The 24,901-nt window shown below is 52.4% G+C and carries 24 protein-coding genes and 1 tRNA gene; 10 read left to right on the forward strand and 15 right to left on the reverse strand.

Going from position 1 to position 24,901, the window contains the following annotated elements:
* The first annotated feature begins 163 nt into the window (after window positions 1-163).
* The 7 genes from B3B59_RS04285 (at window position 164) to B3B59_RS04315 (ending at window position 7,945) form a co-directional block, all read left to right on the forward strand.
* Window positions 164-240: transfer RNA gene (locus B3B59_RS04285), tRNA-Arg, on the forward strand.
* 305 nt (window positions 241-545) lie between these two features.
* Window positions 546-1,112 (forward strand): fructose-1-phosphate/6-phosphogluconate phosphatase, encoded by a 567-nt coding sequence (gene yqaB, locus B3B59_RS04290; protein ID WP_046886123.1) that lies wholly within the window; start codon window positions 546-548, stop codon window positions 1,110-1,112.
* Window positions 1,109-1,537 carry a YqaA family protein gene (locus tag B3B59_RS04295; protein ID WP_046886122.1) on the forward strand — a complete coding sequence of 143 codons (429 nt, stop codon included), beginning with the start codon at window positions 1,109-1,111 and terminating at the stop codon, window positions 1,535-1,537. Before yqaB ends, B3B59_RS04295 begins: the two co-directional genes overlap by 4 nt.
* Before the next feature lie 71 nt (window positions 1,538-1,608).
* Window positions 1,609-3,153, forward strand: a complete 1,545-nt coding sequence (gene gshA, locus B3B59_RS04300) for a glutamate--cysteine ligase (protein ID WP_207292282.1) — start codon at window positions 1,609-1,611, stop codon at window positions 3,151-3,153.
* Window positions 3,154-3,304: 151 nt separating this feature from the next.
* The gene (gene luxS, locus B3B59_RS04305) at window positions 3,305-3,820 is read left to right on the forward strand and encodes an S-ribosylhomocysteine lyase (protein WP_040074294.1); all 516 of its coding nucleotides are present in this window, start codon (window positions 3,305-3,307) and stop codon (window positions 3,818-3,820) included.
* Between the two features lie 235 nt (window positions 3,821-4,055).
* A complete protein-coding gene (locus B3B59_RS04310) occupies window positions 4,056-4,421 on the forward strand; it encodes a hypothetical protein (protein ID WP_040074296.1) in 366 nt (121 codons plus the stop codon).
* A gap of 221 nt (window positions 4,422-4,642) precedes the next feature.
* A complete protein-coding gene (locus tag B3B59_RS04315) occupies window positions 4,643-7,945 on the forward strand; it encodes an FKBP-type peptidyl-prolyl cis-trans isomerase N-terminal domain-containing protein (protein WP_286808165.1) in 3,303 nt (1,100 codons plus the stop codon).
* Between the two features lie 51 nt (window positions 7,946-7,996).
* On the opposite strand, the gene emrB is transcribed toward B3B59_RS04315, so the two are convergent.
* From emrB to B3B59_RS04375, 12 genes are all read right to left on the reverse strand, one after another.
* A complete protein-coding gene (gene emrB / locus B3B59_RS04320) occupies window positions 7,997-9,544 on the reverse strand; it encodes a multidrug efflux MFS transporter permease subunit EmrB (RefSeq protein ID WP_040074298.1) in 1,548 nt (515 codons plus the stop codon).
* A 16-nt stretch (window positions 9,545-9,560) separates the two neighbouring features.
* Window positions 9,561-10,733, reverse strand: a complete 1,173-nt coding sequence (emrA, locus tag B3B59_RS04325) for a multidrug efflux MFS transporter periplasmic adaptor subunit EmrA (RefSeq protein WP_207292279.1) — start codon at window positions 10,731-10,733, stop codon at window positions 9,561-9,563.
* 126 nt (window positions 10,734-10,859) lie between these two features.
* A complete protein-coding gene (gene mprA / locus B3B59_RS04330; RefSeq protein WP_040074301.1) occupies window positions 10,860-11,390 on the reverse strand; it encodes a transcriptional repressor MprA in 531 nt (176 codons plus the stop codon).
* Between the two features lie 344 nt (window positions 11,391-11,734).
* A complete protein-coding gene (locus tag B3B59_RS04335) occupies window positions 11,735-12,919 on the reverse strand; it encodes an MFS transporter (protein WP_040074303.1) in 1,185 nt (394 codons plus the stop codon).
* Window positions 12,920-13,091: 172 nt separating this feature from the next.
* Window positions 13,092-14,087: a glycine betaine/L-proline ABC transporter substrate-binding protein ProX gene (gene proX, locus B3B59_RS04340; protein WP_046886117.1), complete on the reverse strand. Its 996-nt coding sequence runs from the start codon at window positions 14,085-14,087 to the stop codon at window positions 13,092-13,094.
* Window positions 14,088-14,155: 68 nt separating this feature from the next.
* Complete coding sequence (gene proW / locus B3B59_RS04345) at window positions 14,156-15,217, reverse strand: glycine betaine/L-proline ABC transporter permease ProW (RefSeq protein ID WP_040074305.1); 1,062 nt, start codon at window positions 15,215-15,217, stop codon at window positions 14,156-14,158.
* On the reverse strand, window positions 15,210-16,412 hold the full coding sequence (gene proV, locus B3B59_RS04350) for a glycine betaine/L-proline ABC transporter ATP-binding protein ProV (RefSeq protein ID WP_046886116.1): 1,203 nt from the start codon (window positions 16,410-16,412) through the stop codon (window positions 15,210-15,212). The genes proW and proV overlap by 8 nt, the downstream gene beginning before the upstream one ends.
* A gap of 332 nt (window positions 16,413-16,744) precedes the next feature.
* On the reverse strand, window positions 16,745-17,704 hold the full coding sequence (nrdF, locus tag B3B59_RS04355) for a class 1b ribonucleoside-diphosphate reductase subunit beta (protein WP_046886115.1): 960 nt from the start codon (window positions 17,702-17,704) through the stop codon (window positions 16,745-16,747).
* Between the two features lie 9 nt (window positions 17,705-17,713).
* Entirely contained in the window at window positions 17,714-19,858 is a 2,145-nt protein-coding gene (nrdE, locus tag B3B59_RS04360; RefSeq protein ID WP_286808167.1) for a class 1b ribonucleoside-diphosphate reductase subunit alpha, read from the reverse strand.
* Window positions 19,831-20,241, reverse strand: coding sequence for a class Ib ribonucleoside-diphosphate reductase assembly flavoprotein NrdI (nrdI, locus tag B3B59_RS04365; protein WP_040074309.1), 411 nt, complete (start codon window positions 20,239-20,241; stop codon window positions 19,831-19,833). Before nrdI ends, nrdE begins: the two co-directional genes overlap by 28 nt.
* On the reverse strand, window positions 20,238-20,492 hold the full coding sequence (gene nrdH, locus B3B59_RS04370; protein ID WP_072039482.1) for a glutaredoxin-like protein NrdH: 255 nt from the start codon (window positions 20,490-20,492) through the stop codon (window positions 20,238-20,240). The genes nrdI and nrdH overlap by 4 nt, the downstream gene beginning before the upstream one ends.
* A gap of 235 nt (window positions 20,493-20,727) precedes the next feature.
* Window positions 20,728-21,054 (reverse strand): DUF883 domain-containing protein, encoded by a 327-nt coding sequence (locus B3B59_RS04375; protein WP_040074311.1) that lies wholly within the window; start codon window positions 21,052-21,054, stop codon window positions 20,728-20,730.
* 161 nt (window positions 21,055-21,215) lie between these two features.
* On the opposite strand from B3B59_RS04375, the gene B3B59_RS04380 reads away from it, so the two are divergent.
* Window positions 21,216-21,560, forward strand: coding sequence for a DUF2002 family protein (locus B3B59_RS04380; protein WP_040074312.1), 345 nt, complete (start codon window positions 21,216-21,218; stop codon window positions 21,558-21,560).
* A 14-nt stretch (window positions 21,561-21,574) separates the two neighbouring features.
* On the opposite strand, the gene alaE is transcribed toward B3B59_RS04380, so the two are convergent.
* On the reverse strand, window positions 21,575-22,042 hold the full coding sequence (gene alaE, locus B3B59_RS04385) for an L-alanine exporter AlaE (RefSeq protein WP_046886110.1): 468 nt from the start codon (window positions 22,040-22,042) through the stop codon (window positions 21,575-21,577).
* A 630-nt stretch (window positions 22,043-22,672) separates the two neighbouring features.
* On the opposite strand from alaE, the gene stpA reads away from it, so the two are divergent.
* Window positions 22,673-23,077 carry a DNA-binding protein StpA gene (stpA, locus tag B3B59_RS04390; protein WP_046886109.1) on the forward strand — a complete coding sequence of 135 codons (405 nt, stop codon included), beginning with the start codon at window positions 22,673-22,675 and terminating at the stop codon, window positions 23,075-23,077.
* A gap of 42 nt (window positions 23,078-23,119) precedes the next feature.
* On the opposite strand, the gene B3B59_RS04395 is transcribed toward stpA, so the two are convergent.
* Window positions 23,120-23,299, reverse strand: coding sequence for a hypothetical protein (locus B3B59_RS04395; protein ID WP_040074315.1), 180 nt, complete (start codon window positions 23,297-23,299; stop codon window positions 23,120-23,122).
* 221 nt (window positions 23,300-23,520) lie between these two features.
* On the opposite strand from B3B59_RS04395, the gene B3B59_RS04400 reads away from it, so the two are divergent.
* Window positions 23,521-23,679: a YqaE/Pmp3 family membrane protein gene (locus B3B59_RS04400; RefSeq protein ID WP_040074316.1), complete on the forward strand. Its 159-nt coding sequence runs from the start codon at window positions 23,521-23,523 to the stop codon at window positions 23,677-23,679.
* On the opposite strand, the gene B3B59_RS04405 is transcribed toward B3B59_RS04400, so the two are convergent.
* Window positions 23,676-24,605: a LysR substrate-binding domain-containing protein gene (locus tag B3B59_RS04405; RefSeq protein WP_207292272.1), complete on the reverse strand. Its 930-nt coding sequence runs from the start codon at window positions 24,603-24,605 to the stop codon at window positions 23,676-23,678. The genes B3B59_RS04400 and B3B59_RS04405 overlap by 4 nt on opposite strands.
* Between the last annotated feature and the right edge of the window lie 296 nt (window positions 24,606-24,901).

Below are 24,901 nucleotides of genomic sequence, written 5' to 3' on the forward strand. Positions count from 1 at the left end.
TGGTCTGCGAAAACATCGCAAGCACCAGGGAGGATAACGTTGCTTCAGCAACGGCCCGAAGGGCGAGGCGCAGCCGAGTAATCCTCCCGGATGCACCATCTATTACTTCATGTCGTTTTCAAAGCGGTATGTAGTATCAAGCAGTACAGCAGTCAATCCCGATGCATCCGTAGCTCAGCTGGATAGAGTACTCGGCTACGAACCGAGCGGTCGGAGGTTCGAATCCTCCCGGATGCACCATCTTCTCTGAGATAGCAGCAATACTGTTGTTTCATGGTCTGCGAAAACATCGCAGGCACCAGGGAGGATAACGTTGCTTCAGCAACGGCCCGAAGGGCGAGGCGCAGCCGAGTAATCCTCCCGGATGCACCATCTTCTCTGCGATAGCAGTAACACTGTTGTTTCCTAATTCTAAGTTTCCCCAGAACATCCCCCTTCATTCGTTTATTCCTTCACCATTTCGTCAGCGAACGCTTTGACTATCAGCGACAAAAACAGCTGTTTACGTTAAAGTAATGTTTTGTTAATCGTTTGGCGGAAGCTCGATGTACGCACAGTATGACGGTCTGATCTTCGATATGGATGGCACCATCCTGGATACCGAACCCACTCACCGTAAAGCCTGGGATGATGTTCTTGGCCGCTACGGGATGCGTTTCGATCTACAGGCGATGGTGGCGCTTAACGGTTCGCCAACCTGGCGTATTGCACAGGCGGTTATCGAATTAAATCAGGCGGATCTCGATCCGTATCTACTGGCCCGCGAAAAGAGTGACGCGGTAAAAGCGATGCTGCTGGATACCGTGCGTCCCCTTCCGTTAATTGACGTGGTTAAAGAGTGGTATGGCCGTCGCCCGATGTCTGTTGGCACCGGGAGCGAAAGCGCGATGGCAGAAGCCTTACTAGCACATCTTGACCTGCGTCGCTATTTCACGGCGGTTGTTGCTGCCGATCATGTCCAGAATCACAAACCCGCTCCGGATACCTTCCTGCTTTGCGCAGAACGGATGGGTGTATCACCTGAAAAATGCGTTGTCTTCGAAGATGCTGATTTTGGTCTTCAGGCGGCGCACGCGGCTGGCATGGCGGCAGTGGACGTTCGCAGACTGTGAGTGAACTGCTGTCACTCGCTTCGTTATTCGCCAGCAGTTTTTTAAGCGCTACCCTTCTGCCCGGTAATTCCGAAGTTGTGCTGATCGCGATGTTGTTGTCAGGCGTGAGTCAGCCCTGGTTGCTGGTCTTAATAGCAACAATGGGTAATAGCCTTGGAGGGCTGACTAACGTTATTCTTGGGCGTTTCTTTCCTCTTCGCAAAACGTCGCGCTGGCAGGAAAAGGCAGTTAACTGGCTAAAACGCTATGGCGCTGCCACGCTGTTATTAAGCTGGATGCCTGTAATAGGCGATTTGCTGTGCCTGCTGGCGGGATGGATGCGCATCTCCTGGGGGCCGGTGCTCTTTTTTTTAACGCTTGGTAAAGCGTTACGCTATGTCCTTGTGGCGGTAGCAACCTTACAGGGCATGTCGTGGTGGCACTAATTGGACTGTTTGTGACCCTAAACCATTACAATTATGCTAAATAAAATGATTTTGACAGGCGGGAGGTCGAATTGATCCCGGACGTATCACAGGCGTTGGCCTGGCTGGAAAACCACCCTCAGGCTCTGAAGGGTATTCAGCGTGGTCTTGAACGCGAAACGCTGCGCGTAAACGAAGATGGTTCACTTGCAACAACGGGCCATCCTGAAGTGCTGGGCTCTGCGCTGACCCATAAATGGATCACCACGGATTTCGCCGAAGCGCTGCTTGAGTTCATAACGCCAGTAGATGGCGATATTGACCATATGCTAACGATTATGCGCGACATTCATCGCTACACCGCCCGTCAACTGGGTGATGAGCGGATGTGGCCTCTTAGTATGCCTTGCTACATTGAGCAGGGGCAGGATATTGAACTGGCGCAATATGGCACCTCCAATATCGGCCGCCTGAAGACGCTCTATCGTGAAGGGCTGAAAAATCGCTATGGCGCATTGATGCAGACCATTTCTGGGGTCCATTACAACTTCTCATTGCCGATGGCATTCTGGCAGGCGAAGTGTGGTGAAACAGATAAAGAGGCGATCTCCGCGGGCTATTTACGTCTTATCCGTAACTACTATCGCTTTGGCTGGGTCATCCCCTACCTGTTCGGCGCGTCGCCGGCGATCTGCTCGTCATTCCTGCAAGGTAAACCGACCACGCTGCCGTTCGAAAAAACCGATTGTGGTATGTATTACCTGCCTTATGCTACCTCGTTGCGTCTCAGCGACCTGGGTTATACCAATAAATCGCAAAGCAATCTCGGAATTACGTTTAACGATCTGACCGAGTATGTGGCAGGATTGAAGCGGGCGATTAAAACCCCGTCTGAAGAGTATGAAGCCATTGGGCTGGAACGCGACGGTAAGCGTCTACAGATTAATAGCAATGTTCTTCAGATTGAGAACGAACTCTACGCGCCAATTCGTCCTAAACGCGTAACGCGCAGTGGTGAAACACCTTCTGACGCGCTGCAGCGTGGCGGTATTGAATATATTGAAGTTCGTTCGCTGGATATTAATCCCTTCTCGCCAATTGGCGTAGATGAGCAGCAAGTCCGTTTCCTCGATCTCTTCATGGTCTGGTGCGTGCTGGCGGATGCGCCAGAGATGAGCGCTGATGAACTGCTCTGCACCCGCACTAACTGGAACCGCGTGATTCTGGAAGGGCGTAAACCGGGCCTGACGCTAGGCATGGGCTGTGAAACGGCGCAGTTCCCGTTACAAAAAGTCGGGAAAGATCTGTTCCGCGATCTGAAACGCGTCGCGCAGACGCTGGACAGCGTCTACGGCGGAGAAGCCTATCAACAGGTTTGCGATGAGCTTGTAGAGAGCTTCGACAATCCTGAACTGACGTTTTCAGCCCGTATTTTGCGTTCTATGATTGATGAAGGCATTGGTGGCACAGGCCGATCGCTATCTGCGCAGTATCGTGAGATGTTGAAAAGCGAACCGCTGGAAGTGATAAGCGAAGCCGACTTTATCGCGGAGCGTGAAGCATCGCAACTGCGTCAGAAAGAGATTGAAGCGGCAGATACTGAGCCATTTGCAGCGTTTCTGGCGAAGAACAGCTGACAGAAAAGAAAAAGGCCACATCGCTGTGGCCAAACTTACATCTCTGAAGAACAGGGATGATGATAACAAATGCGCGTCTTTCATATACTCAGACTCGCGTTGAAACGAAGAGTTCAATTAATTTTAAAAAAATCACTTTCGGAGGTGACGTATGCCGTTATTAGATAGCTTTACTGTCGACCATACCCGTATGGAAGCGCCTGCTGTACGTGTTGCGAAGACCATGAATACCCCGCACGGCGACACAATCACCGTATTTGACCTGCGTTTCTGCGTGCCAAACAAAGAAGTGATGCCGGAGCGCGGTATTCATACCCTTGAGCACCTGTTTGCAGGTTTTATGCGCGATCACCTGAACGGCAACGGCGTTGAGATTATCGATATCTCCCCGATGGGTTGCCGTACCGGTTTCTATATGAGCTTGATCGGTCAACCGGAAGAGAGCCGCGTAGCGGACGCCTGGAAAGCGGCAATGGCCGACGTGTTGAAAGTAAAAGAGCAGAACCAGATTCCGGAACTGAATGTTTACCAGTGCGGGACATATCAGATGCACTCACTGGAAGAGGCGCAAGAGATTGCACGCCACATCATCGAACGTGACGTACGCGTAAACAGCAACGATGAACTTGCCCTGCCGAAAGAAAAACTGCAAGAACTGCATATCTAGCGATCACACCGGCACTTTTTCATGAGGTGCCGGTTATTATTACATCCTGTCATTATTCCCTTTATTAAATCCTAAAAAATTCTTCAGTAATGTGAATTGTGCCCGTAGTGTTTTACTATTGAGGTCGGTTTGCGGCTGACCAATAAAATTCAAACATTAAGTTGTCTTAAACTATCTGTTGTATTAATAATATCGGACCCGATTGTCGCAAATTAATGTTTATTTAGAGGAATTTATGAAAAGTTATGTTTCAGGCTCAGCAGTGCTAATTTCCGCATTTATTTTATCTGCATGCAGCACCGTAAATACCACCCCTATTGCGAAAGAGCCTGAAGCGCGTAAGCAGGAGGTGCAGTGCTACCAGGAGTTCTCCGCGCTCCAGAAGCTGGATCCTGCGGCTTATGAAGGCTACCGTAAACAGTTCGAAAACATTAACAAGAACTACAGAATTTATGAAACAAACAAATCTCTGGTTGATGCCAATGCCTCAGAAGTTATGCTGACGGAAATTAATAAGAAGATCTCGTTAGTTTGCGTCAGAATAAAAAACAGCGTTTATTCCAATATGATGAAACGCGCGAACGAAATGAATAATCTATGAAAAAATACGTGACTGCTACTCTTTATTGTGGATTGCTTTTATCCAGTGGGAGTAGTTATTCAGCTAATACCGACCTGCTCGAACAGTTAAGTAACGAAAAAATTATCGGCAATGATACCACGAGCCCTTTTAGTTCTACTGAGGGCTCGGCTGCAGTCTCTGAATCCCCGCCGATAAAAACTGCCCCTCGTCCAGCGAAGCCACAGGCAAAGCCGTTGCCTGTGGCTTCGCAAGACAGTTCAACCTGGCGTAAAAAAGTGGCCGGGCTGACCGAAGAACTCCGTAAAGCGAACGCCACCATCACAGGATTAGGCCACTCCCTCCAGGAGATTGAGCGTGAAAAATTGACTCTGGAACAGGCGCTGGCTAATGAAAAAAAACGTGTACAGACGCATGAGCAGTCACTTACAAAGCTGAAGCAGCAGCCGGCGGGTAATGCACAACAGTTAGCCCTGGACAGTCTTGCAGCCACGCTTCCAAATAGCGCTTCACGAGATAAACAAAAGAACCAGCAACTTACTGAACAGCTTAACCAGGCAAACGCAAAAAGCGATGCGCTGAATAAAGAGCTAATCGCCCTTCGTGAGCAGAAACAGGCGCTGGAAGCAAAACTCTCTGGTCTGGAGACGCGCAGCGGCGAAACAGCGCAAAAGAACACCCAGCAATCAGAACAGCTGGCAGCTGCTATGGCCCAGAGCGTTGCGTTAAACAAAGCACTCGCCGAACTGAAAAGCCAGAACAAGACTCTGGAAGAGCAGTACGCCTCTCTTAAAGCCGCCAGTGGCAACACGCAGCAGAAGAGCGCAGAGCTGGCAGAACAGCTTGCCGCTGAGAAAGCGCGCGTGACTCGCACGTCTGAAGAGTCAGCCGCGCTGAAGGCAAAATTGCAGCGTCAGGAACAGCAGCTTTCAGAACTGAAAGTACAGAAGCAAGCTACGGATACCGAGCTGGCGACCAAAAGCACAGCCCTGATTAAAGAACTCAGTGACCTTAAGCTTCAGAAAGAAGCGCTGGACGGTCAGCTTGCGGCCCTGAAAACTGACAGCAGTGGCGCACAGAAAAAAAGCGCAGCGTTGGTAGAGCAGTTAGCCGCTGAGAAAGCGCGTTCCACCCAAATGGCCGAAGCGTCTGACGCCCTGAAGTCAAAAGTACAGCTTCTGGAAAAACAGCTCGCCGAACTGAAAAAAGGCAAACAGGCTGCGGATAGCGAACTGGCGACCAAAAGCACGGCCCTTGTCAAAGAGCTTGCCGAACTCAAACTTCAGAAAGAGGCGCTGGATGCACGCCTTATCGCTCTGAATACGGCCAGTACTGGTTCGCAGAAAAAAAACACAGAGCTGGCAGAGCAGTTAGCCGCAGAAAAAACGCGTGCTGCAAAGACGACTGAAGAGTCCGCAGCCCTGAAATCAAAAGTGACGCTTCTGGAAAAGCAACTTTCTGAGCTCAAAATAGCGAAACAGGCCGCGGATAATGAGCTGGCGACCCGGACCACGAAGATGATCAAAGATCTTGCCGATCTCAAGCTCCAGAAAAAAAATGTAGACGATCAACTCGCCGCGCTGGTCAGCGCCAGTGGCAATAAGGACCAGAAAAGTGCGCAACTGGCAGAACAGTTTGCTGCAGGAAAAGCGCGCGTTGCGCGTACCATAGAGGAGTCTGCCACCCTGAAGTCAAAAGTGCAGATGCTGGAAAAGCAGCTGACCGAACTGAAAGCGCAGAAGCAGAGTGCAGAAACTGCGCTGACCACCAAAGACAGGGCTCAGACTAAAGAACTTGCTGAACTCAAGTCACAAATTACGACGCTTGAGGGACAGCTCAGTGACCTCAAAGCGCAGAAAAAATCGCTGGACGATCAGCTCACCGCCCTGAAAAACAGCAGCAGCGGTTCGCAGCAAAAAAATGTTCAGCTAGTGGAACAGCTAGCCAGCGCGACAGCGAAAACGACGCAGTTGGCTAAAGAGTCAGAAGGGCTGAAAGCCCGGTCTCAGCAGATGGAAAAGGAACTTTCTACGCTCAAAACCCAGAAGCAAAGTGCTGAAAGCGAGATGGCAGCCAGAAGTGCCTCCATGCTCAAAGAGCTCGCCGAGCTTAAGCTGCAGAAAAAAACGCTCGATGAGCAGCTTGCTGCACTGAAAAATACCACTGGCAGCAAAGAGCAGCAGAGCTTACAGCTTACACAGCAGTTAGCCAGTGCGACGGCGCGCGCCACGCAAATGGAAGAAGAGGCAAAAGCGTTAAAAGCAAAATCGCAGCTGCTGGAAAAGCAGCTTGCCGATCTGAAAGCGCAAAAGCAGACGACTGAAACGACCTTTACCACTCAGGGCGAAGCGCTTAATAAAACACTGAACGATCTTAAAGCGCAGAAAAAAACGCTGGAAGATGAGCTGGCCGCGCTTAAAGCCACCCGTCTCACTGCGGATCAAAAAAGCAGCGAGCTGGCTCAGAAGCTGGCGAGCGCGAATACGCTCTCAGCCCATCTTTCCAGACAGGTTGAAGAGCTAAAAGCGAAGCTACAGGCGGGTGAACAACAGCTTTCCGGCCTCACCACGCAGAAGCAGACTGTTGCCGCGAAGCTGGCGGAGCAGGAGACCGCATTAAAAAATATGCAGCTGAAATCAGACATCACGCTCAGCCAGCTGGAAGATGCGAAGCGGGTCATCGCATCTCAGGAGTCGCTGATATCCGTACAAAAAAATGTGGTCGGCAACGACAAGGCGGCTGCTGAACTGAGTAAGAAGCTGGAGTCTGTTAACAAAGAAAATGCCGCGCTGAATGAGAAACTGAAAGCGCAGGCCGCTTCTCTTACCGAACTGACGAACCTTAATGAGAAGCTGAAGACGGAACAGGCAGCCAGCGAAAAGGCAGCGAAAGAGACGAAGCCTGTTAGCGGACAGCCGCGCGTTAAAGTTGATACCAGTGCAGCAAAAGATACCCAAACCAGCTATGCCATTGGCAGTTGGTATGGTCAGGCCGCCGATCGTGAAAAAATAAAAATGACCGATCTGGGCAAGAAGTTCGATCTGAAAGCGTTCACCCAGGGGTTCAACGATAAGGTGAATAACCAGCTGCAACTCCCGGTGGCGAAGATCACGAAAGAACTGACCACGCTGGATAAACAGCAGCAGAAACAGCTGGCGTCTACGCTCTCTGAAAACGAAAAACAGAGTAAAGCGATCCTCAGCAAGGCGGCAAAAGAAAAAGGCGCTGTAAAAACGGCAGATGGTTCGATTTACCGTGTCATCAAGCAGGGTGAAGCACCACTGGTTAATGGGCAGAGCAATATTATTACCGAGCTTGATGAAGTACTGGGTACGGGTAAAGTGATGTCCAGTAAAGAGGTGCGCGCCAGCCGCGTGCAAGACCTGCCACCGCTGTTCCGGTTGGTGGTCACCAAACTTGGTCTCGGCGGTGAAGCCAAAATCATCATCCCCGCTAAGCAGGCTTACGGTGAACAGGGCGTGCCAGGGCTTGTACCGCCGGGCACGGTCTCCATCATTACGGTGAAGATCATCGGCATTAAATAGGCATAAAAAAACGGATCTGCATGCAGATCCGTTTTTGTTTTGATGACGCGCTTAGTGGGCGCCTCCGCCACCACCGCCTGCACCAAACGGCGGCTTCGCAAACCATACCAGCCCCAGCAAGACAATAAATACCCCCGCAGACATCCAGAAAATCTCGTTAGCCGAAATAATCAGTCCCTGGTTGGTAATTTGCTGGGCAATCCAGCCGGAGGCCTGCTGATCGGTCATCCCCATACCCTGCAGCTGACTATACATCTCTTGCGCGTTCGGGTTATACGGGTTCACCGATTCGGTAAGCTGCGCATGGTGCATCGATTCCCGGTTAGTCCACAGAGTGGTCGTAATCGACGTACCAATGGAGCCAGCCAGCGTACGGGTGAAGTTCGACAGGCTTGATGCCGCAGCCAGGCGCTCGGGCGGCAAGCCGGAGAGCGTAATGGTAGTCAGTGGCATGAAGAAGCACGCAACCGCGAAGCCCTGAATAAACTGTGGCCACGCAGAGGCACCAAAGTCCATTCCTGGTTCGAAGGTATACGCACGCCAGTAGAAACAGACCGCGTACATAATAAAGCTGAACGTCACAAGCCGACGCATATCCAGCTTATGGGCAAAGCGACCAATAATTGGCGATAACAGCACCGGAATGACCCCAACGGGCGCCGAGGCCAGGCCTGCCCAGGTGGCCGTGTAGCCGTACACTTCCTGTAGTAGCTGCGGCAACAGAACGATCGCGCCGAAGTAGAGCATATAGGCCAGGCTGATACATAAGCAGCCAATGGTAAAGTTTCGCGATTTGAATAGCGACAAGTCGACTATCGGGTTTTCATCGGTCAACTCCCAGACAATCAGGAAGCTTAACGCCACCACCGCCACCACGGTCAGGACGATGATCTCCTGAGAGGCAAACCAGTCCAGCTCTTTACCGCGGTCGAGCATGATTTGCAGACTACCAATACCCAGAACCAGTAACGCCAGCCCCACGCCATCAATACGCCGCTGTTCAGTACGGGTTTCCCGACCGCGCAGTGACTGTAACGTTAACAGCACCACAATGGCACCGATCGGGACGTTGATGAAGAAGATCCAGCCCCAGTGATAGTTATCACTGATAAAGCCGCCGAGGATAGGGCCGCAAATCGGCGCAACGATCACCGTCATTGACCACAGCGCCAGAGCAACAGATCGCTTCGCTGGCGGATAGTTACTCAGGAGCAAACTTTGCGACAGCGGAATCAACGGCCCGGCAACAATCCCTTGTAATACGCGGAAGAAGATCAGCATATTCAGGCTGCTTGAGACACCACAGGCCCAGGAGGCAATCACAAATGCGATGGTGGACCAGAGGAACAGCTTCACTTCACCGACGCGCTTTGCCAGCCAGCCAGTAATGGGGATCGAGATAGCGTTCGCTACCCCGAACGAGGTGATGACCCAGGTTCCCTGGCTCAGCGACGAGCCCAGGTTGCCGGCGATGGTGGGGATCGCCACGTTTGCAATGGTGGAGTCCAGCACCTGCATGAACGTCGCCAGCGACAGCGCAATGGTCATAATGACCAGTTGCGCCCCCTCCAGTGGTTTTTGCGGTTTTTGCTGCTGCATAACGCTCACCTTCGGATTAACCGGCGTTCGCCTTCACGATGTCATTAATCAGCTTGTTCACAGGCTCAAGGCTGATTTCACGGGCATTACTTTCATACGCCGGGTTAGTGCGTACCTGGTTTGCCAGCATATGTCCGTCACGATCGGTCGTATCAACGGTCACGAGGGTCGAAAGTCCAATACGCAGGGGATGATCCGCCAGCTGTTTCTCATCCAGCTCGATACGTACCGGCAGACGCTGAACCACTTTGATCCAGTTGCCCGTCGCATTCTGCGCAGGCAGCAAGGAGAACGCACTGCCGGTCCCCATATCCAGACCCACCACCTTACCGGTGTACTTCACCTCGTCGCCGTAGATATCGCTCACCACGGTCGCGGTCTGGCCAATACGCATATGCGCCAGCTGAGTCTCTTTAAAGTTGGCATCGACCCACAGGTGCGTCGCCGGAACCACGGCCATCAGCGGTGTTGTGGTGCTGATCTGCGCGCCGGGTTGAACGGAACGACGAGAAACGTAGCCGGTCATCGGGCTGACGATTTTGGTACGCTCCAGCGCCAGCCAGGCGTTACGCACTTCCGTGGCGGCCTGTTTAACCGCCGGCTGTTGATCCAGCGTGGTATTCAGTATCATCGCCTGATTGGCGTTGTACTGCTGAATAGAGACGTCAAGCTGCGCCTGGGCGCTGGCCACTGCATCACGGGCGTGCTGCAGTTCTTCACGGCCAATCAGGTTGGCGGTGCCAAGCGGAACACGACGCTTGAAGTCACTCTGCGCCTGCGCCAGGGCAGTTTTCTGCACCTCAATGCTGGCCAGAAGTTGCTTACTGTTAATCATCTGCTGGCGCGTTTGACGCACGCTTGAGGCAAGCTCGGTCTGCGCTTTTTCAAATGCCTGCTGTGCATCGGTCGGGTCGAGCGTGACCAGCACGTCGCCTTTCTGCACAAAGTCGGTGTTGTCAGCCCAGACTTTCGTCACGCTGCCTGACACCTGCGCCATAATTTGTACCTGGTTCCCTGCCACGTACGCATCATCCGTCTCCTCAAAATGACGCAGTACTAAAAACCAATAGATCCCATATGCCACGGCAATAATAATAAAGAGCAAGGTCAGCAGAAGAAGGGCACTTTTACGCTTGCCTTTCTTACTGGCTGGTTGCTGCGGGGGGGTATTCTCCGCATTTGCGCTCATTGTTGTTCTCCACGATCTTTTTATTTTCACATCGGCTGTGCCGACCTGTTATCAGAAAGGCCAGCAGTATGACGTGCTGGCCTGTCGGTTTTCTTATAAATCTGGATTGTCGAGCGAGTCGTCGCGTTAGCGCAGTGCCTCAAGAATGACACCGTCTTCATCCATCTGATCCAGACGGGTGAGTAGCTTGCGAGTGATGTGCTCAAGCTGGTCGCGCTCGGAGGTGCTAAGAGCAGACCAGAGTTGGTGCAGACAATTGTGCTGAGGCGGTAATACCTCACGCAGGAATGCGTGACCTTTGTCGGTCAATTGCAAATGCAGGCAACGACGATCGTTGTCGCTTTCACGGCGTTCGATCCAGCCGCGTTTTTCCAGCTCATCAGCGATACGGGTTGCATTGGTGCGGGATGAACCCAGTGCGCAACTCAGTTCGGAAGGCTGAATACTGTGATTTTCCTGAGACTCCAGCGTAATCAACGCCATAAATAACGTCTCGTTAATCCCTTGAGCTTTCAGCATCTTATTGCGGTTATCCAGCAATTTGCCCTGCATGTGCATGCAGAGACGGGTCAGCAGAATCTCCTGATACGGGAAATCCTCATGACGACTGGCGCGAAATTTAAGCATTTGTTCAATGGGCGTAAACGAACTATCCATTTGGGCATAACCTCATTAATTACAGCCGATATAGTAACGACAGTGACAAATAATGTAAATGAATTATTTGTGCGGTTAAAATCCGCAAAGCTTATGTCACTGCCATAAAGTGCCGGGTGAATCCGTGTCCCGGTGTTTAAAGAGACGGTCGGGCGGGTGCCCAGAGAAAAGAGGATTGGGTGATCTGAAACAGCGTGAAATGTCGAAGAAGGTGCGATGGGCTGGTTATTCATGCGGTTCGTAAATATATCACCCACATTAAAATTTCAGGGATAAATGTTTCCGCCACCTTAACAGACTGCGGGGCTTCTTGCACCCAGAGAAGCCCCAAAGCAATGTAAAGCTTAAGTAATTGCCTCCTGGCGATGATAGCCGCGCCACCAGACAAGCAGGTTCAGAAGTGCCATCACGCTACCCACCAGGCACACCCCAGCCCAGCCCGCATGTTGCCACGCCGAGGCAGAGATCAGCGACCCCGCCGCGCCGCCAATGAAGTAGCTGGTCATGTATCCGGCGGTCAGACGGTTACGGGCATCCGGCTTCACGCGATAGATGACCGTCTGGTTGGTGATATGCACGCCCTGCACGGTGAGATCCAGCACCAGAATGCCAACAATCAGCGACAGTACTGAGAGATGCCCATACCAGATGGCTGACCAGGAGAGCAGCAGCAGAACCAAACTGGCTGATGTGGTGAGGTGTGATTTGCCCTTGTCTGCCAGGCCACCTGCAGGTCGCGCGCCCAGCGCTCCCGCCGCGCCTGCCAGACCAAACAGGCCAATTACCCCTTCGGAATAGTTGAACGGGGGAGAGGCCAGCAGGAAGGCCATGGAGGTCCAGAGAATACTGAAATTTGCAAAGGTGAAGCAGCCCAGCAGGGCGCGGGTACGCAGCAATTTATCCTGCGTGAACAGACTGAATACGGAGCCGAGAAGCTGGAAGTAGTTAAGATGGTTTTCCTGCTTCACTTTTGGCAAGCCGCGCCAGAGGGCGATGGCCATGATCACCATTAATACGCTTGCCACCCAGTACACCGTGCGCCAGCCACCGAGACTGGCCAGTAATCCCGCCACGGTACGCGCCAGCAAAATGCCCAGCAGCAGGCCACTCATGATGGTACCCACCACTTTGCCGCGTTTTTCCGGGGCTGCGAGGGTAGCGGCCAGCGGGACGAGGATCTGCGCCACGACCGAGAATAACCCGGTCAGGGCGGTGCCGAGGATCATCATGCTCAGCGACTGGCTGCTGGCGGTGATCAGCATTCCGCCTGCGGCGAGCAGGGTCATGAAAACGATCAGGGAGCGGCGTTCAAACATATCCCCAAGTGGAACCAGCAGCAGCAGGCCGGCGGCATAGCCGAGCTGGGCGGCGGTCACGATAAAACCCGCAGAGCTCGCCGAAAGGTTAAAGGCGCGGGCGATGGTATCGAGCAGAGGTTGCGCGTAGTAGTTGCTGGCGACAGCCAGACCCGTTGCGACTGACATCAGTAAGATCAGTGCCGGGCTAAGTCCTTGAGAAGTTTTGGTCATTATGGTCTGAAATCATTAGTTAAGTGATTATCGATTCGGAAACCATAGTAACGGATGAATGTGAATGTTGGGGAATTGTTACGTGATGGATTGTGCGCTTTGAGTTTCCCTGACCAGGAGGGTGAGGGAATTCAAACACCCTCTCCCGGAGGAAGAGGGTGGGGGAGGGAAGTTACTTCTGCGCGGCCAGCGCCTCTTTCACCCAGCCGTCAAACTGCTGCTGGTGGGCTTTAATCCAGCCATCAACATGGCCCTGAACGTCGGCTTCTGAGGATTTTCCTGCGTGCATCATCGCATTCTGGGCGTTGATGTCTGCCAACGGCAACTTCATGACCGAGAACAGCTTCGCCGCAGCCGGGTTCTTTTCAGCCCAGGCCTTGTTAGCCACGATGTGCATGGTATTCACCGGGAAACCATAGTTCATACCGTTTGGCAGTTTAGTGTCGATATCTTTCTGCTCGCCGGGCAGGGAGGAGAACGGTACCTGCAGCCACACCACGTCTTTACCCGGTTTCATCACATCGCTGACCCAGTACGGGGTCCAGGTGTAATAGATGATAGGCTTGCCCTCTTTGAAGCGGGCGATGGTATCGGCCATCATCGCAGAGTAGTTACCGTGGCTTACCTCAACGGTTTTCTCCAGGTCGAAGGCTTTGTTCTGGTGGTTAATAACCGCTTCGCAGCCCCAGCCCGGTGAGCAGCCCATCATGTCCGCTTTGCCATCACCGTTGGTATCAAACAGTTTGGCGATCTTCGGATCTTTCAGTTGTTCAATATTGGTGATGTGGTACTTATCCGCCGTTTTTTTGTCGATCAGGTAACCTTGCGCTGCACCGGTGACAAACGTCCCTTCACGGTAGAATTTTTTCTCGCCGCCCGCAGCAGCATACATATCATCATGCAGCGGCTGCCAGTTTACAGCGGTAAAGGTTGCATCACCGGAGGCGATCGAGGTGTAGCCCACGTTGTAATCCACTTCGCTCGGCTTATTAACGGTGTAGCCGAGTTTTTCCAGCGCGCGGCTGACGATAAGGGTCTGGAAGCTCTCTTCCGAAATGGTGCTCTGAACCGGTTGAACGGTAATGCCTTTGCCTGGCAGGTCAGCGGCGTATGCGCTGGTAGAGACAAGGGTGGCAAACGCTGTGGCAAATAAAATGTTATGTCGCATCGTTGTTCCTTCGTTTTTGGAGGGGTGCTGCTGGCCCGGCAGAGAGATGCCGCCGGGCAACAACAGGATTACTTCGTGAATGGACGAGTCAGCAGACCCACCGGGCCGGTGGTGTACCAGCGACGGTTTCCGCGACTGCGTGAATCGCGGCCGACTGCCTGAGTCAGGCGATCAAGGATGATGGCGAGGATCACAATGCCCACGCCACCCACGGTAGCCAGTCCCATATCAAGACGGCCAATGCCGCGGAGTACCATCTGGCCCAGGCCGCCAACGGCAATCATCGAGGCGATAACCACCATCGACAACGCCAGCATCAGCGTCTGGTTAACCCCGGCCATAATGGTTGGCATGGCCAGCGGTAACTGTACCTTGAACAGCATCTGACGCGGGCTGGCGCCAAAGGAGCGTGAGGCCTCGATCAGGTCCGCTGGCACCTGGTTAATGCCCAGTATGGTCAGGCGGATAATTGGCGGCAGGGCGAAGATAATCGTTACCACTACACCCGGCACGTTGCCGATACCAAACAGCATGACGATGGGCACCAGGTAGACGAAAGCCGGCGTGGTCTGCATGGCATCCAGCAGCGGGCGAATGATTTTTGCCGCTCGCGGGCTTCGTGCCAGCCAAATCCCCATCGGCAAACCAATCACTACGCAGAAGAGCAGGGCGGTCAGCACCAGCGCCAGGGTGATCATCGCCTGCGACCAGGCGCCGATGGCACCAATGGCGATCAGGGATATCAGCGTGGCAATCCCCATTCCCGCGCTGCCAAACTGCCAGGCGATGAGCGAGAACAGCACGATAGCTACCGGCGCGGGCATACCCAGCAACATCTGCTGGAATCCATTCAGAATATAATCCACCGGGACGCGGATCCCCTGGAATACGGGGCGGAAGTGCGTCACTACCCAGTCGATCCCCTCGGTCACCCAGCTATCCAGTGGGATCAGGGTTTTATGGAAGGGATCCATAATATTAAAGTGTTCCGGTGCCGGCGCTGGCGCGCTATTCAGCCAGTCTGCCGCGCCGCCATCGGTAGGTGCGGGTGTGGAAGAACCCCACGCGTCCGCAGATTGTGCAGCGCTATCCGCCGCTTCAGTGGTGCCCCACGGGTTTTGTTCAGCCATTGTTTGCCCCCTCGCGATCTAAAGCCTGCAGCAACATGCGTTTTGAGATGATGCCGACGTACTGTTGTTCTTCACCGACGACCGGTACCGCGCAGGGTGCCTGGCCAACGTGAGAGAGCAACTCGCTGAGCGGCGTTTCGGCATCCACGGCGAGCGGAGAGTCGATTAACGCCGCATCGATTCCCTGATTGTCGCCCAGGGCGGTTTTCAAAGAGTCGATGGAGACAACGCCTACAAATTTATTACCACGTTCAATGACGTAACCGAATTCACGATCTTCGTCCTGCAGCAGTTTCAACGCAGAGCGAGGGCCAAAACCTGGCGTGCGGCGAATAATGCCGTTTGGCGTACGACGGGCAATATCTTTTGCGCTAAAGACCTGGCTAATGTCCACGCCACGGAAGAAGGTGCGCACATAATCATTGGCCGGATTATTCAGTATTTCATCCGGGGTGCCGACCTGTACCACTTCACCGTTCTGCATAATGGCAATACGATCGCCAATACGCATCGCTTCGTCCAGATCGTGGGAAATAAACACGATGGTGCGCTGATGTTTCGCCTGCAGTTTTACCAGTTCATCCTGCATCTCGGTACGAATTAAGGGATCGAGTGCTGAGAAGGCTTCGTCCATTAATAAAATATCGGGATTAATGGCTAATGCACGGGCTAATCCGACACGCTGTCGCATCCCGCCGGAAAGTTCATCCGGGTAAGCATGCGAATAATTTTCCAGCCCAACCTGACGCAACGCATCCAGCGCTTTTTCCTGGCGCTCTTGTGCGGGTACGCCCGCTAATTCCATGCCAAACGCGGTATTATCCAGCACCGTCATATGCGGCATGAGGGCGAATGACTGAAAGACCATTGCAATCTTTTTTCTGCGCACCTCGCGGAGCTCGGCATCAGATATTTTGGCAATATCTTCACCATCAATCAGCACCTGTCCGCGGGTGGGTTCAATCAGGCGATTGAGAAGGCGAACCATAGTGGATTTACCCGAACCGGATAACCCCATGATGACAAAAATCTCGCCTTCTTCAATGGCCAGACTGGCGTCTTTAACGCCAAGCGATAGCCCTGTTTTTTCCAGAATTTGCTCTTTCGAAAGTCCTTTTTCGATATATTTGAACGCACGCTGTGGATGCTCGCCAAATACTTTATAAAGATTCTTCACTTCTAATTTAATTGCCATGCAATAGAGAGTGTCCTGTTATTTGCTTATGTCGATATGATTACCATGGTAAATAGTTAACTGGCATTACCCTAACATACTCAGAATCTGAGACAACCCTGGGTTCGCTTGTGGTATGAATTTTGCGGTCAGCGAAACGGCGCTATTTCCCATGAATAAAGGGCTGAGCGTGAGTTGAATTTCTCTGATTTTTTTGCGGCTGCCAGCGGAATTTCACCTGAATCAGAGTGATTCAGGTGAATAGTGCATAGAAATTACAGTGTAGAAGGTGTGGAAATATTTGCGGGAAAAGAATGCGATTTATATTAAATTAATAAACGTTAACTCGCAGATTAAAAGTCCCAGTCTGTATCTTCCGTCTCCACCGCTTTACCCATAACGTAAGAAGAACCCGACCCGGAAAAGAAGTCATGGTTTTCATCCGCGTTGGGTGACAGCGCCGCCAGGATAGCCGGGTTCACTTCCGCCATTTCGGGGGGGAAGAGCGCCTCATAACCGAGGTTCATTAGCGCTTTATTGGCGTTGTAACAGAGGAACGCTTTCACCTCTTCTTCCCAGCCCGTTCCCGCGTATACGCTTTCAGTGTATTGCAGTTCGTTGTCATAAAGATCCATTAACAAATCCAGCGCAAAGCTTTGTAACTCTTCACGCCTGGCGTCGCTGACTTTCTCCAGCCCTTTCTGGAACTTATAGCCGATGTAATAGCCATGCACCGCTTCATCACGAATGATCAGGCGAATCAGATCGGCGGTGTTGGTCAACTTGCCGCGACTCGACCAGTACATCGGCAGCCAGAAGCCGGAATAGAAGAGGAAAGATTCCAGAAACACGCTGGCGATTTTCTTTTTCAACGGTTCATCGGCGCGGTAGTGGTGCAGTATCAGTTCGGCTTTCCGCTGCAACGCGGCGTTCTCTTCGCTCCAGGCATAGGCCGCATCCACATCTTTGGTCTGGCAAAGCGTCGAGAAAATCGAGCTGTAAGAGCGGGCATGTACCGCCTCCATAAAGCTGATATTCGACATCACCGCCTCTTCGTGCGGGGTGAGCGCATCTGCCATCAACGCCGGTGCGCCCAGGGTGTTCTGAATTGTATCCAGCAGGGTCAGCCCGGTAAAAACGCGAATGGTCAGCTGCTGCTCGGCCTGCGTCAGGGTTTGCCAGGCTGAAATATCATTGGAGAGCGGAACCTTTTCAGGCAACCAGAAGTTACTGGTGAGGCGATTCCAGACCTCCAGATCCTTATCGTCCTCGATTTTGTTCCAGTTAATGGCGCGAACCAGTGACAGTTTCATCCTCTCTCCTTACAGCGCGCAGGACACGCAACCTTCAATTTCGGTACCTTCCAGCGCAAGCTGGCGCAGGCGAATGTAGTACAGCGTCTTGATCCCTTTCTTCCAGGCATAGATTTGCGCTCTATTGATATCGCGCGTGGTGGCGCTATCCGGGAAAAAGAGCGTTAACGAGAGCCCCTGATCCACATGCCTGGTCGCCTCGGCGTAAGTATCGATGATCTTTTCCGGGCCGATTTCATACGCGTCCTGATACAGCGCCAGGTTGTCATTGGTCATAAAGGGGGCAGGGTAGTATACGCGGCCGGTTTTGCCCTCTTTGCGAATCTCCACCTTCGACACAATCGGATGGATGCTGGAGGTCGCGTGGTTGATATAGGAGATCGAGCCGGTAGGCGGCACGGCCTGCAGGTTCTGGTTATAGATCCCATACTCCATCACGTCATTACGCAGCTGCTGCCACATTGCGCGGGTCGGCAACACAATCCCGGCGCGAGCAAACAGATCGCGCACTTTGGCGGTCTTCGGCTGCCAGTCACCTTCCAGATACTGGCTGAAATATTCCCCGCTGGCGTAGCGTGACTGCTCAAACCCGGCAAAGCGTTGACCCCGTTCGCGCGCCAGCATCATTGAGGTGTTCAGCGCGTGCCAGGTGATGGTGTAGAAATAGAGGTTGGTAAAATCCAGCCCCTCCGGGCTGCCGTAGGCGATACCTTCGCGCGCCAGATAGCCGTGCAAATTCATCTGCCCAAGCCCAATGGCATGCGAGGCGGCATTGCCCGCCTCAATGGACGGCACGCTGCGGATATGGCTCATGTCCGATACCGCCGTCAGGCCGCGCACGGCAGTCTCAACCGTGCGGCCAAAATCGGGGGAGTCCATGGTATGGGCAATGTTCAGCGACCCGAGATTACAGGAGATATCCTTGCCGATATCGGCGTAATCAAGATTTTCATCGTAGGTCGAGGCGCTGTTAACCTGCAAAATCTCGGAGCACAGGTTGCTCATATTAATGCGGCCGGCGATGGGGCTGGCGCGGTTTACCGTGTCTTCATACATGATGTACGGATAACCGGACTCAAACTGAATCTCGGCCAGCGTCTGGAAGAAATCACGGGCATTAATGTATTTTTTGCGAATGCGATCGTCAGCAATTAGCTCGTCATACAGTTCGCTTATCGCCACGTCGCCAAAGGGTTTGCCGTACAAGCGCTCGATATCGTAAGGCGAAAAGAGGGCCATCTGCGCGTTCTCTTTCGCAAGTTTAAAGGTGATATCCGGGATCACCACACCCAGCGAGAGGGTTTTGATACGGATCTTTTCATCGGCATTTTCACGTTTGGTATCCAGGAAGCGCAAAATATCCGGATGGTGCGCATGCAGATAGACCGCCCCCGCTCCCTGGCGGGCGCCCAACTGGTTGGCATAAGAGAACGCATCCTCCAGCATTTTCATGACCGGAATAACGCCGGACGACTGATTCTCAATGCGCTTGATAGGTGCGCCCGATTCCCGCAGATTTGAGAGGAGAAACGCGACCCCGCCGCCGCGCTTAGAGAGCTGTAACGCGGAGTTCACGGCCCGGCCAATCGACTCCATATTGTCTTCAATACGCAGCAGGAAGCAGGAGACCAGCTCACCACGCTGCGCTTTTCCGCAGTTCAGGAACGTGGGCGTCGCCGGCTGAAAGCGGCCGGACAACATCTCTTCAGTGAGTTGTTGCGCCAGCGTCTCATTCCCCTGTGCAAGGGTTAACGCCACCATCACGACCCGATCTTCAAAGCGCTCAAGATAGCGTTTCCCATCGAAGGTCTTCAGGGTGTAACTGGTGTAAAACTTCCAGGCGCCAAGGAACGTCTTGAAACGAAAACCGCTGGCGTGAGCGTGCTCGAAAAGCGAAACCAGAAAGCGGGGATCGTAGCGGGCCAGCACGCGCTCTTCGTAATAGCCTTCACTCACCAGGTAGTCGAGTCGGGCCGTTACGCTGGCGAAGGTCATGCTATTAGGGATCACATGGTGCGTGAAAAAGGCGTCCACCGCCTGGTGGTCTTTCTCAAACTGAATACGCCCCTCACGATCGTAGAGGTTAAGCATCGCATTCAGGGCGTGGTAGTCGGTCGTTCCCTGGTTTACGCGTTCTGCGGTTGTCGTTGCCAAAATTCGTTTACTCCTTTACGCACATTCTCTACGTCCTGCTGTGTCCCCATCAGTTCAAAGCGATAGAGATACGGCACGCCGCATTTTTGAGAGATAACATCCCCGGCGCGACAGTAGGCCTCGCCAAAATTGCGATTGCCCGCCGCGATAACCCCGCGGATCAGCGCCCGGTTATGCGGATCGTTAAGAAAGCGGATCGCCTGACGGGGAACAGCCCCCGCGGTGCCGCCGCCGCCATAGCTCGGCACCACCAGAATGTAGGGTTCGTCTACCTGAATGCGCTCCCGCTCGTTGAGGGGGATACGGATTGCCGGCAGCCCGACACGCGTGATAAAGCGGTGCGTGTTTTCCGAGCTGCTGGAGAAGTAGACAAGCAGGCTCATGCGCTGGCGGCCTGCGCCTGAAGACGGTTAATCATGTCCGGGCGGAAGCCAGACCAGCTGGTCTCGCCGGCGATCACCACAGGTAGCTGGCGAAAACCGCGCGCGCGGAGTGTCTCGGCGGCGTCCGGAACCTGATCAACATTCACCATCTCGAAGGACACGCCGCGGTTTTCCATCGCACGCTTCGTTGCGAGGCACTGCACACAGTTGTTACGAGTGTAAATAGTAATGCTCATGATTCGTATTTCCATTTAGAATAGCAGGACGCCGCGAAAAATCGCGAGCAGTAGTGTCTGTGTTGCTTAAAGGAATACTAGATGTAGTTATCTAAAGTTTCAACCATACAAGATATGGGAAAATTAGATTGATGCGCCTCTGTTGATGAGCACAGCGGGGGACGGGGTGTTATAGCGGCTTTTCAGCCAAAAAAAGAAAACCCCCGCTAACGGAGGTTAGCAGGGGCAGAGTAATAGCCCGGATCCGTGACTATTTACGCAGGCTCAGCAGCGCACCGACGAAGATCCCGACAGCTGCCACGGTACCGACGGCACACAGCGGTTTTTCGCGGATAAAGGTGGTTGCACACCCCATCGCATCACACGCTGCTTGCTGGGTCCGGGAGCGACCCTGCATACGGGCGCGGGTTTCACGCAGTAACGCTTTCGCTTTGCGTCTGGCGACATCTGCGTCATCTTTCGCATCTGATCCCCAGGACTTCAGAACATCTTCCAGCGTGTCGGCTAATTTGCTGACATCGTTATGAATATCCTGAACGCCGTCATCCACATCATTTCGGTTTGATCTGTTAAACATACATTCCTCCCTTGAATTTGCGGTATTAAAGAGTTTAGTCCAGGTTTTTAATATCTGAAGTCTGTCACGGCATAATTGGCCGTTTATGGAATTTTCTGAAAGCACTGCTATTGCTGATTACGGTAAGGTTGCCGGGCAGGAAAAGATAACGAGGATTAAATATGTATTTACGACCTGATGAGGTTGCGCGCGTTCTTGAAAAAGCCGGATTTACTATGGATGCGGTAACGCAAAAAGCATACGGCTATCGCCGTGGTGAAAATTATGTCTATGTAAACCGGGAAGCGCGTATGGGACGCACGGCGCTGATCATCCATCCAACGCTTAAAGACAAAAGTTTGTCTTATGCGGAACCTGCCTCTGAGATAAAAACCTGCGATCAGTATCAGCAATTTCCCCTCTATTTAGGCGGGGAAAGGCATGAACATTATGGTATTCCGCACGGGTTCAGCTCCCGGATGGCGCTGGAACGTTTTCTGACAGGTCTGTTTGGCGAACCGCAATAAAATCGCGACTGGCATCAGCCAGTCGCTGCATCCTGCGCTTTTACCGGGCTATACGGGCTGACCCGGAACAGGCGGCGGCAATAATCGAGAAAATAACCGTAAGCCGCACCCATCAGCATTGAAACCACAATATTTGAACTGACGGCGGCAGCAATCTGGTGCCAGTCAGCGCCCACCGTGAGCAAAATAGCGACATACACCGGCGACTGAAAGGTCACATAGGCCAGCACATCTGCCAGATTTTTCATCCAGCCCGTTGGGCTTACGCGGCGCGCATAGCGCATAATGGCATCGCGGTAAAAACCGTAAGGCCATGCAATAAGTATATTGACCGGCACCGCCACCAGCCTGGAAGAAAGCGACTGTTCAAAGCTCATCCCGGAGAGAAAGATCTCGATCAGCATGTTCACAACCGAACAGTAGACAACCATCGCAAAGGTGTCTGCTACCGCATGGCGCAGGCGAGACTGTCGAGAGAACATATCAGAACTCCTTGGAAAGAGGGCTAAGAAGACGTCAAAGCAATGTTGCACGGTGCTTTAAGTTGCATTATTTTTCGCGTATAGATTATATCTCTGCCTGTTAACTCACAATTAGTGATTAATTTTTATTTGTTACGCTTTTGGCAACAAAATTCTCTAAAATTGGCGATTTTTGAACCTGGTCGTTATTTTGTCTCCTGCTGCTAGTTTTATTGTTTTAAAACAATAAGATAAGCTCTGGCTTGCTGCGGGCTGACAATTGGCGTAGGCCCCATTAAACGGGATACGCTTTTCTGGTATGCAGGAGGGGGGCGTCTGCGTGGATTGTTTCTGATAAGTGGAATAATAAGTAGGATATGCTGCCTGTAAGAAATGTATTTTATGCAGATAATCTGAATAGATATTCCCTGGCGTACGGTTTACTATATTTAACATTAATAAATAAGATATAAACCAGGTCGACTAATAAAGGACTAATGGTGGCGAAATACCCTGCCTATATTTTATTATCGGCAGGGTAGGCGGCATTAATTATAATTTCGTGCGCTATAATCTGGATGTTCAAAAGCAAATAGATTACTATCGGACGGTAAATGATATTTAAACGATTAGAAAAGGTCTTCATATTATATGACTTCGTTGTTACAGAATTTGAATAATATCCGTACGCTGCGCGCGATGGCTCGTGATTTCTCTCTCGAGGTACTGGAAGACATGCAGGAAAAGCTGCGTATTGTTATCGAAGAGAAGCGTGCTGAGCAGCTTGAAGCTGAGCAGCAGCGTGCTGAACAGCAGCAAAAAATAGCTGCTTTGCTGGAGCGTATGAAAGCAGACGGTATTTCCGCCGAAGATCTGCTGGGCTCTGAAGCCGCTATTGGCGCAGCACAGCCGAAAAAACGTAAAGTCCGTGCGCCTAAATACCGTTTTACTGATGCCGATGGTCAGGAAAAAACCTGGACCGGCCAGGGACGTACGCCTAAGCCTATTTCCGTCGCACTGGCGAACGGTAAATCGCTGGATGATTTTCTGATCTAATTCGTGCGCACCGGGCGGCACTCACCGCCCGGTAGCGTCTGCTTAGCAGACGCCGAAATCCCCTTCTTCCTGATACGGCGTCAGGTCTGCCGCTTTTACGGTAAAGCGCTCGCCCGCTTCGTTACTGGCTTGCACCACAACCACCTGATCTTCATTCACTTCTAAGACTTTCAGTTTTGGACCGCCCATACGCGGTTGCACAAGATCGCCGACAGAAAACATACTTACCTCCTCATTGTTATCGTGACCCTAACATTAGCCCAGCCGCCGTCAGGGGTACAGTCTAACCTTTGATCTGGCTTTAAATCGCCAGCCTCAGTCAGTGTAAAGAGGGTAAAGGAGGGTAAAAGCGGGCGTCAAAAATGGCGAGGCGCAGTAAACTCGCTACGCTTAGAGATAAATCTCTTTTTTTACAATGACCTGATTGCTTGCATGGAGAAATTATGGGTTTCTGGCGTATTGTTATCACCATTCTGTTACCGCCGCTGGGCGTGCTGCTTGGCAAAGGTTTCGGCTGGGCATTTATCATCAACATCGTGCTGACGCTGCTGGGTTACATCCCGGGCCTGATTCACGCCTTCTGGGTGCAGAGCCGCAGCTAGTCCCGCCACAGTAAATCGTTATAAATCCCGGTCAGTACCCCCTGGGGCTTAAACTGCTCTTTAATCCAGCGGGTCACCTGGCCGGTGGCCGCATGCTGCGTGGCCAGCAGCATGCGTGAGTCCTGGCGCGGATTATTAATCTTCCGCGTCACCAACAGGCCATCTCCTACCGCTTCGCGCGCCATGTATTCCGGTAAAAACCCAATCCCCTCACCCAAAATCTGACACTGGCACTTGGTATTGAAATCGGGAACCAGAATGGCTTCCTGCCCGTGGAGCAGCCAGCCGACTTTTTTGTTGATGGTATGGGCGGTGTCTTCCACCATGATGTTGGGATAGAGCCGTAGCTGACTTTCGGCAAGCGGCTCGGGGGCAAAGGCCAGCGGATGCGTGGGGGCGATGGCAAAGACCCAGCGAATCGCGCCGATTTCGGTGTAATCAATGCCACCGCCGTCGAGCAGGGTGTCCGGCGCGCCGATGGCGATATTGGCCTGATTATTAATAATCGAATCCCAGACGCCGTTGTAGACTTCAGTCGTGACCGTAATCTGCGTCGTGGGGAATTGCTTTTTCAAGACCTGGAGAAGGCGAGCCGTGTGCCGTGGGGTATATAGCAGCTGATTAATGCAGATCCGCACCCGGGCTTCAATGCCCTGCGAGATAGTGTCGATGCTGCGCTTGATGGCGTGAAAGTCATTTAGCAGATCGGTAGCTTTGCGGTAGAAATAGAAGCCCGACTCCGTCAGTTCAATACTGCGGGTGTTGCGCACAAACAGCACCACATCCAGCCCGGTCTCCATTCGCTTGATGGTATAGCTAATAGCAGATGTCGTCACCCCCAGCTCATCTGCCGCCTTACTGAAGCTGCTAAAACGGGCGGCAGTAGTAAATGCCAGTAAGTTCTCTTCGGTAAAAATAGAATTCATCGCTCACCTTTCGGGCTTTTTGCATCGGTTGAATCTATTTATAAACCGCGTCAGCGGCAACCAGTTTTGAACAATATTTAACACTGCGCTTACAACTCATTTGAAGCAAATCACACTTCTGCGAATTTGTTGCGAGCCCCGCAGTGCAAGGGCTGAAGAGATATAAGCAGAATGCTGTTTTAAGGCAGAAAAGGGCAGGAAACATAAGAAAAAGATTGCACAGACGCACATTATCACCGGATTGTTGAACGCTATTTAATAATCACTCTCCTTACGATGAATGCTTTTTAAGCGGA

This window comes from Leclercia sp. UBA2479, from assembly GCF_002341985.1.
Taxonomy (GTDB): Bacteria; Pseudomonadota; Gammaproteobacteria; order Enterobacterales; family Enterobacteriaceae; genus Enterobacter; species Enterobacter pneumoniae.

What these genes read in the sequence shown, in the direction of transcription:
- nrdI (WP_040074309.1), bottom strand. Translation starts at nt 20,241, where the DNA reads ATGAGCCTGCTTGTCTACTTCTCCAGCAGCTCGGAAAACACGCACCGC.
- B3B59_RS04395 (WP_040074315.1), bottom strand. Translation starts at nt 23,299, where the DNA reads ATGTTTTCTGTCGGCGATCTTGTGCAACCGCGTATGGGCGGTCCAAAA.
- stpA (WP_046886109.1), top strand. Translation starts at nt 22,673, where the DNA reads ATGACTTCGTTGTTACAGAATTTGAATAATATCCGTACGCTGCGCGCG.
- proX (WP_046886117.1), bottom strand. Translation starts at nt 14,087, where the DNA reads ATGCGACATAACATTTTATTTGCCACAGCGTTTGCCACCCTTGTCTCT.
- proW (WP_040074305.1), bottom strand. Translation starts at nt 15,217, where the DNA reads ATGGCTGAACAAAACCCGTGGGGCACCACTGAAGCGGCGGATAGCGCT.
- B3B59_RS04380 (WP_040074312.1), top strand. Translation starts at nt 21,216, where the DNA reads ATGTATTTACGACCTGATGAGGTTGCGCGCGTTCTTGAAAAAGCCGGA.
- emrB (WP_040074298.1), bottom strand. Translation starts at nt 9,544, where the DNA reads ATGCAGCAGCAAAAACCGCAAAAACCACTGGAGGGGGCGCAACTGGTC.
- yqaB (WP_046886123.1), top strand. Translation starts at nt 546, where the DNA reads ATGTACGCACAGTATGACGGTCTGATCTTCGATATGGATGGCACCATC.
- B3B59_RS04375 (WP_040074311.1), bottom strand. Translation starts at nt 21,054, where the DNA reads ATGTTTAACAGATCAAACCGAAATGATGTGGATGACGGCGTTCAGGAT.
- B3B59_RS04310 (WP_040074296.1), top strand. Translation starts at nt 4,056, where the DNA reads ATGAAAAGTTATGTTTCAGGCTCAGCAGTGCTAATTTCCGCATTTATT.
- emrA (WP_207292279.1), bottom strand. Translation starts at nt 10,733, where the DNA reads ATGAGCGCAAATGCGGAGAATACCCCCCCGCAGCAACCAGCCAGTAAG.
- proV (WP_046886116.1), bottom strand. Translation starts at nt 16,412, where the DNA reads ATGGCAATTAAATTAGAAGTGAAGAATCTTTATAAAGTATTTGGCGAG.
- nrdH (WP_072039482.1), bottom strand. Translation starts at nt 20,492, where the DNA reads ATGGAAATACGAATCATGAGCATTACTATTTACACTCGTAACAACTGT.
- luxS (WP_040074294.1), top strand. Translation starts at nt 3,305, where the DNA reads ATGCCGTTATTAGATAGCTTTACTGTCGACCATACCCGTATGGAAGCG.
- alaE (WP_046886110.1), bottom strand. Translation starts at nt 22,042, where the DNA reads ATGTTCTCTCGACAGTCTCGCCTGCGCCATGCGGTAGCAGACACCTTT.
- B3B59_RS04405 (WP_207292272.1), bottom strand. Translation starts at nt 24,605, where the DNA reads ATGAATTCTATTTTTACCGAAGAGAACTTACTGGCATTTACTACTGCC.
- mprA (WP_040074301.1), bottom strand. Translation starts at nt 11,390, where the DNA reads ATGGATAGTTCGTTTACGCCCATTGAACAAATGCTTAAATTTCGCGCC.
- B3B59_RS04400 (WP_040074316.1), top strand. Translation starts at nt 23,521, where the DNA reads ATGGGTTTCTGGCGTATTGTTATCACCATTCTGTTACCGCCGCTGGGC.
- B3B59_RS04335 (WP_040074303.1), bottom strand. Translation starts at nt 12,919, where the DNA reads ATGACCAAAACTTCTCAAGGACTTAGCCCGGCACTGATCTTACTGATG.
- nrdF (WP_046886115.1), bottom strand. Translation starts at nt 17,704, where the DNA reads ATGAAACTGTCACTGGTTCGCGCCATTAACTGGAACAAAATCGAGGAC.